General features: G+C 69.5%; 12 protein-coding genes. 3 read left to right on the top strand and 9 right to left on the bottom strand.

The window, feature by feature from the left end:
- Positions 1-62: 62 nt before the first annotated feature.
- From AACX88_RS00930 to AACX88_RS00910, 5 genes are all read right to left on the bottom strand, one after another.
- Positions 63-728 (bottom strand): response regulator, encoded by a 666-nt coding sequence (locus AACX88_RS00930; RefSeq protein WP_339391230.1) that lies wholly within the window; start codon positions 726-728, stop codon positions 63-65.
- Positions 725-2,221 carry a sensor histidine kinase gene (locus tag AACX88_RS00925; RefSeq protein WP_339391229.1) on the bottom strand — a complete coding sequence of 499 codons (1,497 nt, stop codon included), beginning with the start codon at positions 2,219-2,221 and terminating at the stop codon, positions 725-727. Before AACX88_RS00925 ends, AACX88_RS00930 begins: the two co-directional genes overlap by 4 nt.
- A 131-nt stretch (positions 2,222-2,352) precedes the next feature.
- Positions 2,353-3,720: a serine hydroxymethyltransferase gene (locus tag AACX88_RS00920; protein ID WP_339391228.1), complete on the bottom strand. Its 1,368-nt coding sequence runs from the start codon at positions 3,718-3,720 to the stop codon at positions 2,353-2,355.
- A 395-nt stretch (positions 3,721-4,115) separates the two neighbouring features.
- Positions 4,116-5,480 (bottom strand): sensor histidine kinase, encoded by a 1,365-nt coding sequence (locus tag AACX88_RS00915; protein WP_339391227.1) that lies wholly within the window; start codon positions 5,478-5,480, stop codon positions 4,116-4,118.
- Positions 5,477-6,298: a sensor domain-containing protein gene (locus tag AACX88_RS00910; RefSeq protein ID WP_339391226.1), complete on the bottom strand. Its 822-nt coding sequence runs from the start codon at positions 6,296-6,298 to the stop codon at positions 5,477-5,479. The genes AACX88_RS00915 and AACX88_RS00910 overlap by 4 nt, the downstream gene beginning before the upstream one ends.
- Before the next feature lie 379 nt (positions 6,299-6,677).
- Here AACX88_RS00910 and AACX88_RS00905 point away from each other — a divergent pair, with 379 nt between their 5' ends.
- Positions 6,678-7,346 carry a response regulator gene (locus AACX88_RS00905; RefSeq protein ID WP_339391225.1) on the top strand — a complete coding sequence of 223 codons (669 nt, stop codon included), beginning with the start codon at positions 6,678-6,680 and terminating at the stop codon, positions 7,344-7,346.
- 225 nt (positions 7,347-7,571) lie between these two features.
- Here the strand turns inward: AACX88_RS00905 and AACX88_RS00900 are convergent, their stop codons facing one another.
- On the bottom strand, positions 7,572-8,603 hold the full coding sequence (locus AACX88_RS00900; RefSeq protein ID WP_339391224.1) for a nitronate monooxygenase: 1,032 nt from the start codon (positions 8,601-8,603) through the stop codon (positions 7,572-7,574).
- Positions 8,604-8,939: 336 nt separating this feature from the next.
- Here AACX88_RS00900 and AACX88_RS00895 point away from each other — a divergent pair, with 336 nt between their 5' ends.
- Positions 8,940-10,514, top strand: coding sequence for an acyltransferase family protein (locus AACX88_RS00895; protein ID WP_339391223.1), 1,575 nt, complete (start codon positions 8,940-8,942; stop codon positions 10,512-10,514).
- A 29-nt stretch (positions 10,515-10,543) separates the two neighbouring features.
- On the opposite strand, the gene AACX88_RS00890 is transcribed toward AACX88_RS00895, so the two are convergent.
- Together AACX88_RS00890 and AACX88_RS00885 are read right to left on the bottom strand one after the other, a co-directional pair.
- Positions 10,544-11,062, bottom strand: a complete 519-nt coding sequence (locus AACX88_RS00890) for an SRPBCC domain-containing protein (RefSeq protein ID WP_339391222.1) — start codon at positions 11,060-11,062, stop codon at positions 10,544-10,546.
- A gap of 25 nt (positions 11,063-11,087) precedes the next feature.
- A complete protein-coding gene (locus tag AACX88_RS00885; protein ID WP_339391221.1) occupies positions 11,088-11,519 on the bottom strand; it encodes an ArsR/SmtB family transcription factor in 432 nt (143 codons plus the stop codon).
- A 296-nt stretch (positions 11,520-11,815) separates the two neighbouring features.
- Between AACX88_RS00885 and AACX88_RS00880 the strand changes: the two genes are divergently transcribed.
- Entirely contained in the window at positions 11,816-13,090 is a 1,275-nt protein-coding gene (locus AACX88_RS00880; RefSeq protein WP_339391220.1) for a trans-sulfuration enzyme family protein, read from the top strand.
- A 226-nt stretch (positions 13,091-13,316) separates the two neighbouring features.
- On the opposite strand, the gene AACX88_RS00875 is transcribed toward AACX88_RS00880, so the two are convergent.
- Complete coding sequence (locus AACX88_RS00875) at positions 13,317-14,267, bottom strand: helix-turn-helix transcriptional regulator (RefSeq protein ID WP_339391219.1); 951 nt, start codon at positions 14,265-14,267, stop codon at positions 13,317-13,319.
- Between the last annotated feature and the right edge of the window lie 11 nt (positions 14,268-14,278).

The following is a 14,278-nucleotide window of genomic DNA, read 5'->3' as shown; positions in this document are numbered from 1 at the left end:
ACAGCACCGAACAGGCCGTCCCGCGCATCGTCGCGGGGCGGCCTGTTCGCGCTTGGGGTCGGTCACTGTGAGTCGTTGACGAGGAGCGCCAGCTGCACGCGGGTGCTCACCTCGAGTTTGTCGAAGATGCGGGCCAGATGAGTCTTCACCGTCGCCGTCGAGACGAACAGCGACCGCGCGACCTGAGCATTCGTCATCCCCTGGGCGACCGCCTCGGCGATCTGGCGTTCCCGGGCGGTGAGGACCGCGAGCGGATCACGGTTCTTAAGTCCATCGTCTCCCCAGGTCAGGCCGCCCGGCGAGCCGGCGGTGCCGGAACGGTCGAGGAGCGAATCGATGACCCCCGGTGAGAGCGTCCTCGTGCCCCCGGCGGCCGCGCGGACGGCGTGGATGAGCTCATCGGGCGGAGTGTCCTTGAGGAGGTAGCCAGCGGCCCCCGCGCTGAGCGCCCGGAGCACGAAGTCGTCGGTGCCGAACGCGGTGAGCACGAGGACCTCCGGGTGCGTTGCCTGCGCCATGAGGGTGCGCGTGGCCTCGAGGCCGTCCATGACGGGCATGCGCAGGTCCATGAGGATGAGATCGGGAGTGAACTCCCTGGTCAGAGCGATGGCCTCTTCGCCGTTGGCCGCCTCGGCGACGATGTCGATGTCGGGGGCCGCGCCGAGGAGGAGGCGCAGTCCTGAGCGCATGAGCGACTCGTCGTCGGCGATGATGATCCGGATCGTCACGTGCGCTCCTCGGTGGGATCGGCGGCTGGGCGGTCGGGGAGCGTGACATCCTCGCTGGTCTTCGCCTGCACGTCTGCGGCGTCGGTTGGCTCTCGGGCATCGTCGGTCGGGGACCCAGCGGGGTCGGTCGGGGACTCGGCCGGGTCGGTCGGCAGGCCGGCGGCCGGGATGCGGGCGCGGAGGACGAATTCGCTGCCGCGTTCGACGGTGAGCTGCCCTCCCATGGCCTCCATTCGCTCGCGCAGACCGAGGAGGCCGAGCCCGGCACCGGCCACTGGCGAGAGCTGCGGCGGCAGTTTTCCGGCCCCCGCCGAGGCGGACCCGAGCGGGTTGCGGGCGGTGAGAACGAGAGCCTCAGGGCTTCCATCTGCGGCAACGGTGATCGTGACCCGTTGACCCGGAGCGTGTTTGACGGCGTTCGTGATCGCCTCCTGGACGAAGCGATAGACCGTCGTGCGTTCGAGTCCACCGAGACGCTCGAGCGCCTGGGCCGACAGCGGCGCCTGGTAGACGAGGTCGACGGTGTCGGTGCGACCGCTGACAAGCCGCTGGAGATCGGGGTCGATGACGGTGCCCTGGTCGTCGCCGCGCAGCATCGTGAGCACCTCCCGCAGTTCGACTCCCGACCGGCGCGCGCTGGCGGCGATGAGCTTCGCGCTCTCGCGCACCGCATCCGGGTCGAGGTCCTGCCGCACGGACAGGGCGCCTGCGTACATCGCGATGACGCTGAGATGGTGGGAGAGGGAATCGTGCATGTCGCGGGCGATGCTGCGGCGCACCTCGGCGATGGCGCGGTCCTGTCGGGATCGATCGCGCAGCAGCGTCTGTGCTGCAGTGTCGATGAGCCCCTGCTCGCGGGCTCCGCGGATGACGCCGATGACGATGAGGATCGAGATGAAGACGCTGTTGACGATGAAGATGGGCAGGTCGAAGCCGCCGAGACTCACCGGGGTGAGCACATAGCTGGCGGCCAGTGCGAGGGTCGCTGTGGCGAGAGCGGCCCCGGAGAGCACCCAGCTTCGCCGCGCGGACAGCGAGATGACGAGCACCGATGCTGCGGCGACGCCGAAGCTGCTGATCATGCCGACGAAGATGCCGACCAGGCCGAGCGTGATCGGGATCCAGCCGCCGGTGCGCCTCTGCAGGGCTTCGACGGAACCGTCGCGATCGAGGAACGACTCGCCGCCGCGACCGCTGTCGGCCAAGAACGTTCGCAGCTTCTCAGCGGCGAGCACCTTGGGGGAGAGAGTCGACCGCGGGACCGTGCGGCCGTCGAGGAAGAGGACGAACGGCAGGCAGACGAGAGCGAGAAGTCCGAAGACGACATGAACGGACAACTCTGCGAACTGGACGGCTTCCTTGCTCTGGGAGGGATTCGGATCGCCGACCATCACGGCTGCGACGGTGAAGAAGATCAGCGCCCCGATGCCGAAGCACACCGCGGTCCATATGACGGCGCGGATGAGGCGGTGGCGGCGGTTGCGGATGGGCACGGTTCGACGATACCCGGGCGGCCACCTCGGCGGGATCGCCCGAAAGGATGAGAACGGTCGTGCCGATGGCCGATGTGATGGAGGCCCGTCGACCGGGAACGCCTTCCGGAGTTCCCGGCTCCAGGCGATCGTTACGCCGTGAAGCGCACTCCGGTGAAGTCCTTCCGCCACGCGGCGACGTCGTCGGCGATCTCCCGCAGGACCACCTCGGCGGGAGAGTCTGAATCAGCTGCGGGGATTCGCGCTGTGTCGAGGGCGCGGGCGATGTACCCGGCCAGCCGGGGCATGTCGGGCACGGTCATGCCGCGCCGGACGATCTCCGGGGTGCCGATGCGGATGCCGTTCTGATCATCCGGGACTTCGGGGACGGGCAGGCCGATGCCCGAGGTGAGGATGCCTGCCCGCTCGAGGACCCGGGCTGCCCGGGTGCCGCCGCCGAGCGGGGCGGCGAGCAGCGCGAACTGGTGGGAGTCGGTGAACCCGCGTTCGCACTGGAACGGCACGGCGCCGGCGTCGGCGAGGGAGTCGGCCAGGGCTGCAGCGCATGCGCGCATCTGGCTCGCGTAGTCGGCGCCGACCGCGATCCAGTCGGCCAGGGTGACGCCGAGGGCCGCGACGGCTGCGGCGTCGAAGTTCGCGGTCATCCCGGGGAAGGCGATCTGGTCGATGCGCTCGGACAGCTCCGCGTCGTTGCTGAGCAGGAGCCCATGGGTCGGGCCGCCGAGGCTCTTGTACGTGCTCATCGACATGAGGTGGGCGCCCTCGTCGAGCGGATTCGCCCACTGTCCGCCCGCGATCATCCCGCACAGGTGGGCGGCGTCGAAGAGGACCCTGGCACCGACCTCGTCGGCGATCTCGCGGACCTGCGCGACCGGGTGCTCGAAGAGGTTGAGGGAGCCGCCGATCGTGATGAGTGAGGGCCGCACTTCGCGCGCGAGCGTCGCGAGGGCATCGATGTCGTAGGTGTAGTGGGCGACGTCGACGGGCGCGCCGACGGTTCTCAGCCCGTAGAGTCCTGCGGCGCCCGCGGCGTGGTGGGTGACGTGGCCGCCGATCGTCGGAGGCGAAGCGATGATCGTATCCCCTGGTGAGGACGTTGCCATGAACGCGTAGAGGTTCGCCATCGCCCCGCTGGGCACGCGCACCTCGGCGAAGTCAGCGTGGAAGAGGCGGCCGGCGAGTTCGGCGGTGATGACCTCGACTTGCTCGATGTGCTCGAGCCCCATCTCGTACTTCGCCCCGGCGTACCCGAGCGAGGTCCGCGACGCCGTCCCGCCGGCGAGCAGCGCCGCCGCCCGCGGATTGAGCACGTTCGAGGCGGGGTTGAGATTGAATGCCTCCTCATCGTGGAGGCGTTCGGAGGAGGTCATGAGGTCCTCGATCGTCTCCACGACCGCGGCCATCGGTGTGGTTCCGCCCTCGCCGAGGCAGTCCTCGGCGATGTCCTCGATGCGCGCTCGACTCTCGGCTGGGGCCCAGGTGCGGGGCGACTGGTGCATGGGGGTGACTCCTTCGTCTCTGTCGTCCGCTGCGGGTTCGGTCTCAGCCACCCTCCGGTCGTTGCGCCACCTGGCGCCACGGTGCTGAGTGCTGTGCTGAGCGCCCGGAAGGTTGCCGAATCGAAGCGATGCGGCGTCGAGATCGATCCTAATGAGTTCCGAGCCTGCCCGTACCTGTCGATCGATGAGCGTGCCGATAACGTACTTGTTCGCGAAATCTAATGATCGGTGGCGCGTCGCGGCGCGGTGGGGAGCTGCGTGGTGCGGCGTCGCGGCGCGGAGTTGAGAACCCTGAGTGCCGATCGCGGTCCAGGCAGCGGAATCCTGGACGCTCAGTGCTGATTTTGCGCTCTCGAATCGACACCGAGCGTCCGGAATTCGCAGGTCGCGGTGACTCAGCTGAGCGGGAGGACCGCGGCGACGGCAAATCCGCCGTCTGGCGTCGGGCCGACGGCGAGCGTTCCGCCGAGGCCCTCGACGCGCTCCCGCATCCCGCGCAGACCGAACCCCGCGCCGAGGTGGCTGAGACGATCGTCGCCACCGACCCTCCTGCCGCCGACGCCGGGGCCACCAGGGGCGTTGGAGTCTTCGGGAGCACCGACGCCCTCACCAGCGGCCGAACTGCCAGTATCCTCGCCGCCGATCACCCTGCCGCCGGCAACCCCGTTGACGACGGACACCTCGACGCCGTTGCGCCCGTCTGCTCCGACGACTGGGCGGATCGTCACCGCCACAGGGGCGCCGGGCGCGTGGCGCAGAGCGTTCGACAGGCCCTCCTGGACGACGCGGAACGCCGTCAGCCCCGTCGTCGGCGCGACCTGCTGGGACCCGAGTCCGAACTCGAGGTCGACGTGCGCCCCCGTGCCCCTGGTCGCCGAGACCAGTGAGGGGATGTCCTCGATCGTCGGCTGCGGGGCGGTCTCGGCGTCTCGTCCGCCGCGGAGGATCGTCAGCAGTCCCCGCATCTCGGTCAGCGCCTGCCGCGCCGAACCGGCGATCGAATCGAACTCCTCGAGACTGCGATCATCGAGGTCAGCCAGCCTGTAGCGGGCCGTCGTCGCCTGCACGCTGATGACGGACATGCTGTGGGCGACGACGTCGTGGAGCTCCTGGGCGATGCGGTTGCGGTCCTCGAGCTCGGTGCGCTTGGCCAGCTCCTCGGCGCCGAGGCGGCGTTCGACGGCGAGCTGCCTGCGACCGGTCAGCCACAGCCGGATGAGCGCCGCGATGCCGGCGACCCCGGCCGTCACCGAGGCGGTCGTGATGACGTTCGACAGTGCACCGGTCACCCCGTCCGGCACGACGAGGAGGAGACTGCTGGCGCCGAGTGCCGTGCTCGCCGACCAGAGGACGATGAGGCCGACCCAGCTGTGGCGGAGGCCGATGACGATGAGCGTGAACGAAAGCGAGAGCGTCGCCGTCACCGACCATGGCCACACGAACCCCGTGGTGTGGGCGGTCGCGAGGATCCCCGCCGCCGAGGAGAGAAGGCTGACGACGATGGCGACGACCGGGAGACGGACCGCGAGCACCGGAGCTGCCGCCTGCGCCGCGGCGATGAGCATCGCGATGACGACCCAGACCCCGTACGTCGCGGCGTAGACGGGCCAGCCGGTGGCGAGCAGGGCGACGCCGGCGAAGATCGTCGTCAGCCAGTACCAGCCATCAGCGCTGGTCAGGCCCTGTGGGTTGGTGGGCTCCTGCGTGCCCACGCGCCCCTGCGGGTTCGCTGGCTCGGGCGATCCGGTGACCGTGCTCATCGTGCCGCCCCCGCAACCGGAACAGACCCGGTCGGCGCCCAGTCCTCACCCACACCGACGGTTGTCGCGTGAGCCGGCGTCTGCTGGGAGGTCACGGTCGCCTCGGCGGGGCGAGGAGCGAGTCCGGCGGTGACGGCGGCGATCTCGAGGCGGGCCATCGCGTGGAGGACGAACGGGAACGTCACGAGGAGGATGAGGCCGGCGGCGAACTGGAAGGTCGCCTCGGCGGAGAAACCGAGATCGACGACGGGTGCGCGGTTCCAGCCAGCGACGATGAGGTTGAGCAGGCCGCTGCCGTCATCGGGCAGGAAACGGCCCCAGTAGAAGTACGACAGTCCGCCGAGCGCGCCGACGAACCACGACACCGCGACGCTGAAGGTGACGATGCGCACCGGCAGGGCGAAGACCGATTCGAAGAGCAGGTCGGTCCAGCGGCGGTCCTCGGTGACGACGTCCAGCCATCCGCGGAGGCCGCGGGCGCGGGGACGGTTGGTCGCCTCGGCGATCGGGGCGCCCCAGCGGGTGGCTCGACGACGGGAGAGGTTCGCGAATGCGGTCGCGACGAGGAGGGTGACGGGCAGGAGGAGCACGCCGACCCAGATGACCGCGGTGGCGACCGAGAGAGCGAAGAGGACGACGAGGATGATGACGGCTGCGAGGGAGATGAAGAATCCCGGGGCGACGAGGCGGGTGTCGCGACCGAGGTTGTGCCACCTCCGGGACCAGCGCGACCGTGCGGCTCGCGGGGAGCCGACCGGGGCGACGGGGGCGGTGGTGGTCACGGTCTCAGCGTACGCGGCTTCGGCGGTGGGGGTCATGAGGGCTCCTGTGTGAGTGGGTGATGCGGTGCTGCTCTGACGCCTCGAACGTTAGGGAGCGGGTCGCGGACCGCGCATCATACCCAGGAGTGAATCCGATCCCCGCCGAGGTGGTCCTCCGGGGTGAGGATGCGCGGGGTGTGCTGGTGGGCGGGTGGCTGCGCGGATAGTCGTCGCGGGAGGTGGCGAGGCTGGGGCGGGGTTCGGTGTGCGCGGAGGTCGTGCGGGAGGTGGCGCTGGTCGCGGGGACCGCTCGGCGAGGGTCGTGCGTGCGGTGGCGGCGGCCGCGAGGACGGCTAGGCGAGGGTCGCGGGGGTGGCAGCGGTCGTGGGGGTGCGAGAACAGCGCGGCGGTCGTGCGGGTCGGGTAGCGTGAGGGCATGACCGAGACTGCGATTCGGATTGCCATCGTCGACGACCAGGCCATGGTCCGTCAGGGCTTCGGCGCGCTCCTCGACGCACAGCCTGACATGAGCGTCGTCGGCAGCGCCGAGGACGGTGCGCAGGTCGTCGACCTCGTGCGCCGCACGGCACCCGACGTCATCCTCATGGACATCCGCATGCCGCAGCTCAACGGCCTCGACGCGACCCGCGCGGTCTTCCAGATGCCGGGCGAGCACCCGAAGATCATCATGCTCACGACCTTCGACGCCGACGAGTACGTCTTCTCTGCCCTGCGCGCCGGGGCGAGCGGGTTCCTCCTCAAGGACGCCACCGCCGAGGACCTCATCTCCGCCGTCCGCGTCGTCGCCGCCGGTGACTCCCTGCTCGCGCCGTCCGTGACCCGCCGCCTCATCGCCGAATACGTCGCCGGGCCGACCGTCGTCAAGGACACCGCGGTGCTCGGGCAGCTCACCGACCGGGAGATCGACGTCATGACGCTCGTGGCCAAGGGCAGCACCAACGCCGAGGTGGCCGCCGAACTCTTCCTCGCCGAACAGACCGTGAAGACTCACGTGTCGCGGATCCTCGCGAAGCTCGGGCTGCGCGACCGGGCGCAGATCGTCGTCGCCGCCTACGAATCGGGACTCGTCGTCGCCGGAGGGTGAGGGGTTGCCGGCCAGTGCGATCGCGTTCGGCGGCCCTGGGCGTGTCCTGCGCCCTGGTTTCCCGGACGCTCAGTGCCGATTTCGCTCGCTCGAATCGGCACTCAGAGTCCAGAATCCTGCGGGTGAACGCCGGCACCCTCGCTCGCCGAGGCGGAACTCGGGAGCCGACCGCGCGAGTCCGGCGCTCACCGGGCGAAGTGGGCAACTGCCGCGAGTGACCGGTGCCTATCGGGCGAAGCGGCCGCCGAGCTCCTTGACGATCGTCTCCGCCGAACCCGGCATTGCCCACCGGTATCCTGTGCCGGCCCAGAGGTTGAGGTTCTCCGGGTCGCCGGCCTTCTTCGCCTCGGCGCGTACACCCTTCGTCAGATGGTGGAGCGCAGGGTAGGCGTCGAGGGCGACCGGATCGAACTCACGGACGAAGTCGTTGACGAGCGCCCGCGCGGGACGTCCGGTGAAAGACCTGGTCAGCCGGGTTTCTGAGTATTTCGCGGCATCCTGGAGGGCGGCCCGATGCGGCGCCGAGGTGCCCGCTTCGTCGGCGAGCAGCAGCAGGGTCCCGACGACGACCGCACTCGCCCCGGCTTCGAGCAGCTCCTCGACCGCCGCCACCCCGTCGACTCCGCCGCCGGCAGCGGTGGGGAGGTCCACCTCGGCGAGGATCTCCCGGAGAAGATCGAGCGTCGACCGATCCTCGATCGTCCGCGTCGGGTCGACCGTGCCCGTGTGACCGCCCGCGCGCGGACCCTGGACGATGATGGCGTCGACGCCGCGGGCCGCAGCCTCCGTGGCCTCGCCGACGGTCGTCACGGTGGCAGCGACCTCGGTGCCGACGGCGTGGAGACGGTCGACGACCTCGGCGGTGGGGAGGTTGAACGTCGTCGACACAAGCGGCACGGGATTGTCGATCAGCCACGCGATCTTCTCCTCGTAGTGGTCATCGTCGTCGACCGGCTCGGGGGCGAGCTCGACGCCGAACGATGCCGCCAGCGGGGTCAGCGCGGCGACGTACCGGTCGAAGGCGGCGCGGTCGAGCGGCACCGGATTCGGTGCGAAGAGGTTGACGCCGAAGGTCTCGGCAGACGCGCGCGCCCGCTCGACGAGGGGAGCGAGCGCGTCGACGGAGAGATAGCCGCCGGCGACGAACGGGAAGCCGCCGGCGGCGGCGACGGCCGCGACGAGTTCGGGCGTCGTCGTCCCACCGGCCATGGGGGCACCGATGATCGGCAGCGGAGTGGTCTCGAAGGCGATGGTCATGTCTCGGCTCCTGACGTCGGGTGATGCGGCCATTCTCGCACCCGGTCCGGAGAGCTGCCGCGGCTTTCACTGGGCGGTCGCACTCGGACCCGCGGGCTGTGGCGTCTGGACAGGGGCAGCGGCATCACCCCGTGGTAGCGGGTGCAGGCGGTGAGAACGGGACTCAGGCGTGATGCAGTGAGGCGTTTCGGCTCCCTACCGTCGGGGGCGTCCACCTCTCATACGCCGCGTCCGCGCCGCCACCGCAGGCACGGAGCAGGCACCGCAGGCGGGGAGCCGCCACCGCAGACTGCACGTCCGCCGGGTGCGCGCCGCCGCATCGAACCAGGAGTCCCCATGTCTCTCACCGCACCTCCAGATCCGGGAGCCTCACCTCGGCGGGGCACTTCGCCCCGTTCGGCCGACGCCCGTTCTGCAGATCCGACCGGCGTCCGTCGGCCCCACCCCCACGCCGGACGGGACCGAGCGCTCGACCTCGTGCGGTTCGGCTGCCTCATCGTCGTGGTCGTCCTCCACGCGCTGATGGCGACCGCGCAGCTCGGGCCAGGCGGTCAGGTCTCTCCGACCGTCGCCCTGACCGGGACGATCGGTTTCACGATCGCCTCGTGGGGCTTCCAGATCATGCCGCTGTTCTTCCTCATCGGCGGCTACGCGGCCCTGCAGCAGTGGCACCGCACCCAGAGCGACGGCGGCACCTGGGCCGACTTCCTGCGCGTCCGCTTGCGCCGCCTCGTCGGCCCCGTCGCCGTCCTCATCCTTGCCGCCGGCACCGGGCTCGCCGTCGCCTCCGAATTCGGGGTGCCCGCCGAACTGCTCACCGAAGTGAGCCGCCGCATCGGCCAACCCCTGTGGTTCCTCGCCGTCTACGTCGGACTCACCTCGCTCGTCCCGCTCGCGGCCCGGTTCCATGATCGCTCGCCGAGGCGAACCCTGCTTGTACTCGCCACCGCCGTCGCCGTCGTCGACCTCCTTGCCGTCGTGACCGGGCTGAGCGCGATCGGGTACCTCAACTTCCTCGTCGTCTGGCCGCTCGTCCAGCAGCTCGGCTTCCTCTACGCCGATCTCCGGCAGCGACCCGTGCGCCCCGGTGCCGTCGTCGCGGTCCTCGTCGGGGCGCTCGCCATACTCGGCTGGTCGGTGGCCGCAGGGATCTACAGTCCCGACATGCTCGTCAACCTCAACCCGCCCACCGGCGCGCTCGTCCTCCTCGGTGTGGCGCAGATGTGCGTGCTCCGCCTCGTCCACGACCGCCTCGGCGAGGCCATTGCCGGACGGACGCTGTGGATCCGGGTGATCGAGTGGGGCAATCGGTACGGCATGCATGTCTACCTCTGGCACCTGAGCGCGGCGATCGTGCTCATCGGCGTGCTCGGCGCGGGGGCAGGGCTGCTTGCCGGGATGGGGGACACGGTCGGTCCGTGGTTGGGGTCGCTCGTCCTCCCCGAGGTCGATTCGCCGTGGTGGTGGGCGACCCGGCCGGTGTGGGTGCTCGCGGTCGTCGGCCTGTCGGTGCTGTTCGCGATCGGGATGGCGAAGGTCGATGTTCCGCGGCAGGATCGGCTTGTGCGGTGGGGGCATCTGTTCGCCGAGGTGGTCCGAGGTATCGCTGCACGCGCCGGAAGTGCCGGAAGTGCGGGAAGTGCCTGCGCGGCCGAAACTGTCGACACGGTCACTGACGATTGTGCGAAACGGGCCGTTCGCGACTCCGCGGATGTTGCCCCCTCCGATCACCGTCGGGGACGACGGTTCGACGAACGGACACGTGCGCTCACCGCGGTCGGGCTCGCCGTGTTCGGAATCGCAGTCGCGCTGCTCGTCGGCATCGCTCCGCTGTTCTGGACGGTCGTCTCCGGCGCGGCCCTGTCGACCTCACTCGTCCTCGGCGCAGGACTGAGAGGGCACAGCGCCTGACTCTGGATTCGACGTGCCGCGCGCCTGACTCAGCGTTCGACGAGACGGGCGAGCGCCTCGGTGACGGTGCCCCAGCCCTCGAAGAATCCGAGCTCCTCATGCATGGCCCGCTGTTCGGGACTGGCGTGACGGACGACGGCGCGGTAATCGGTGCCGGACTCACCGTCGCCGAGGATGATCTCCGTGGTCATGGCCACGGGCGCAGGCAGGGCCGGATGCCACGAACTGTCGACGGCGTTCGTGAAGACGAGGCGCTCGTTCTCCTCGATGCGCAGAAAGACGGCGTCGACGTGCGGGGTGAACGTCTGTCCGTCCTCGCTCATGCGGGTGACGAAGGCGCCGCCGGGACGCAGGTCGAGGGCGTCGACGCGGAGGACGAGCGGGGCGGGGATCCACCACTGCACGAGTTGGGCCGGTTCGGTCCATGCCGACCAGATGGCCTCCTTCGGGGCACGGATGACGCGTTCGATGAGGAGGTCGCGGTCGGGGTCGATGCCCGTGTCGAGGTTGCGATCGGGGCCGAGGTCGAAGTCGGGGCTCAGTGTCATGGGGTCTCCTTGTCGGTGGTGGGGGTCAGTGGTCGGGGGTATCGGTGAGGAGCGGTGAGGGCATCGGGGGGATCGCTGGTGAGGCGGGCGCGGCCGGGGTCGCCGGCGAGGCGGGCGAAGTCCGGGTTGCCTGCGGTTCGGCGGTGACGAATGCGTCGAGGCGGTCGGTCGCTGCTTCCCAGCTGCGACGCTGGACGTCGAGCCACTGGTCGATGAGTCCGAGTCGGCGTTCGTCGAGGACGCACGTGCGCACGCGTCCGGTCTTGCGGGTGCGGATGAGGCCGCAGTCCTCGAGGGTGCGCACGTGTTTGAGGAACGACGGCAGGGAGATGCTCAGCGGTGCGGCGAGTTCGCTGATGGTCGCCGGTCCCCGGCCGAGGCGGTCGACGACGGCACGGCGCGTCGGATCGGCGAGCGCGGTGAAGATCTCGCTCAGCTCATCCGAATACTTAGCCATGAAGCTAACTATTGCACAGTCGACGGGGGAGCGGAAGAGGTGGGACGGAAATGTGCCGGACGACCGCCTCGGCGAAGGCACCGGAATCCTGCCCACGCGACGGCATTGAGGTCGGACGACCGCCTCGGCGGGGAACCGCACTCACCCCGTGCATGACGAAACATGACGCGGGAAGTCGCGCAGATGACAGACGGTGACTCCACGGGTCGCATGGTGGGGAGCGTGCCGCGAACCGACCTCAGACTGGTGGGACTTCGACAGCCGAGTCGGAGGTCTCCAGAGAGGAAGGATCTGCCGTGAGCTCACCCGATCACAGCTCGACAGACCGCAGCGGGGTCTCGACCCGTTCGGTCCACGCCGGCGCCGCCCCGGAATCGCACACCGGTTCCGTCGTCGCCCCGATCTTCCAGACCTCGACCTTCGAGATGGACGTCCCGGGTCAGACCCGGGCCGGCTTCGACTACGCCCGCACGGGCACCCCCAACCGGACCGATCTCGAAGAGGTCCTCTGCGCGCTCGAAGGCGCCGAGTACGCGGCGGCCGTGAACTCGGGGACCTCGGCCGAGGTGGCAGTCTTCTCCGCCCTGCTCGGTCCCGGCGATGAGATCATCATCCCCCGCGACGTCTACGGCGGCACGTACCGCCTGCTGAAGAACGAGTACGAGCGCTGGGGTGTCGTCATCCGCACCGTCGACCTCACCGACACCGAGGCGCTGGCTGCGGCGATCACCGACCGCACGGCGATCGTCTGGGCGGAAACCCCGAGCAACCCCGGCCTCGACGTCATCGACATCGTCGAGACCGCCCGCATCGCGCACGCCCACAATGCTCTCCTCGCCGTCGATTCGACGTTCGCGACTCCGTATCTGCAGCGTCCGATCGAGCTCGGCGCCGACCTCGTCATCCATTCGACGACGAAGTTCATCAACGGCCATTCCGATGTCATCGGTGGTGCCGTGCTCGCCGGTGCGGGGCGGACGTGTTCCCGTGCCGCCGAGGTGATCGACCGTCTGACCAGCCACTTCGCATCCGTGGGGCTGGGGATCTCGCCGTTCGACGCGTGGCTGACAAGACGGGGCATCAAAACGCTGCCCGTGCGGATGGCCGCGCACTGCGCGAATGCGCAGGCCGTCGCAGAGTGGCTCGAGGCACGTCCGGAGATCGCCGAGGTGCACTATCCCGGGCTGCCCTCGCACCCGGGCCATGAGATCGCGAAGGCCCAGATGAGCGGGTTCGGGGGAGTGGTCTCGTTCTCCACCGACACCGAGGAGCGGGCGCTCAAGCTCGTGCAGAGCACCGAGCTCATCACGTTGGCCGAGTCGCTTGGCGGCGTGGAATCCCTCATCGATCATCCGGCGACGATGACGCATCTCGCCGTCGCCGACTGCGAACTGAGCGTCTCCGGTCGCTTCATCCGCCTGTCCGTGGGCATCGAGGACATCGCCGACATCCTCGCCGACCTCGACGCAGCGCTGGCGAAGACGAACGCGTTCGCGGCGTCTGGCGAGGAAGCCGCCGGTCGGTCGCAGGCGGCGCAGGCGGCTCCGGTCCCCGCCCTCCAGATCGTTTAGCCGCGCTCCGGTGAGTCGCCGCCGCACTGCTGCCGGCCCCGCACACCCCACACCACGAGCGCCATGTCCTACGTCTGCACTCGTAGGACATGGCGCTCGATGGATAAGGTGCGTTGCTCAGGGTTGTGTGTGACGTTGCGGGTTCGACGCGGCGCTCCAGGGAGGACGTGATGCTCCAGGGGTGATTCGGATTGGTCAGTGTGGGGTGGCATACGAGCTCTCGCCGTCAGACGCGTCCGACCACCTTGGCGGCGAAGCGATGGATCTGCTCGGCCCACTCGTGCGGTTCTTCGACGGTGAACGCACAGTCGAAGTGACTGACGTTGAGCAGCAGCCAATGCCAGTCCTCACAGTGAAGCGTGACCCGGGTGCGACGCGGTGCGAGCACCTCGAATTCCATCGCCTCGAACGGCAGTGACGCGGCGACCTCATCGGCCGATGCCTCGACACTCACGACGGCCTTCCGTGACCGCCGATTGATCCCGGCCTTGACGAGGTCGAGTGCGGTGGTCTCGGGCAGGTCGCGCGCCGCGAATCCGGTGGTGCGCACGTGGACGTCGCTCATGCGGTCGGCACGGAAGACCCTCCAGTCATCTCGCTCGAGATCCCACGCGACGAGATACCAGCGGAGGAGATGATAGACCTGACGGTGCGGTTCGATGCGTCGACGGGTCGAACGATCGCCTCGGCGATAGGTGAACTCGAGCTGCTGACGATCATGGATGGCCGTCGCGATCCGCATCACTGAGGCGATGTCGACCGACGGGGCACGGAGGGCTTCGGCCTCCAGACCCGACCGCAGCGTTGCCGCGCTCGCGGCCAAGCGGGCGGGCAGCACCTGATCGAGTTTGCCGTACGCCCGTGTCGTCGCCTCGCCGATGCTGCCCGGATCACCCGGGTCGGTGCTCGCCGTCGCCGCAAGGGCGAGCATGATCGCGACGGCCTCGTCCGGTTCGAACATGAGCGGCGGAACCGCTCTCCCCGCCGTCAGCCCGTAGTGTCCGCCAGGTCCGGGGATGGCGTCGACCGGGTAGCCGTACGCGCGGAGTCGGTCGATGTCGCGGCGCACCGTGCGCTCACTCACACCGAGACGGGTGACGAGCTCTGCGCCCGTGAACCTCCGCTTCGTCTGCAGGAGAGTGAGCAGATCGAGCATCCGGCGGGTGACGTCGGCCATGGATCGATGAT

This window comes from Brevibacterium metallidurans (assembly GCF_037101285.1).
Taxonomy (GTDB): domain Bacteria; phylum Actinomycetota; class Actinomycetes; order Actinomycetales; family Brevibacteriaceae; genus Brevibacterium; species Brevibacterium metallidurans.
This window is presented reverse-complemented; position numbering and strand designations above follow the sequence as displayed.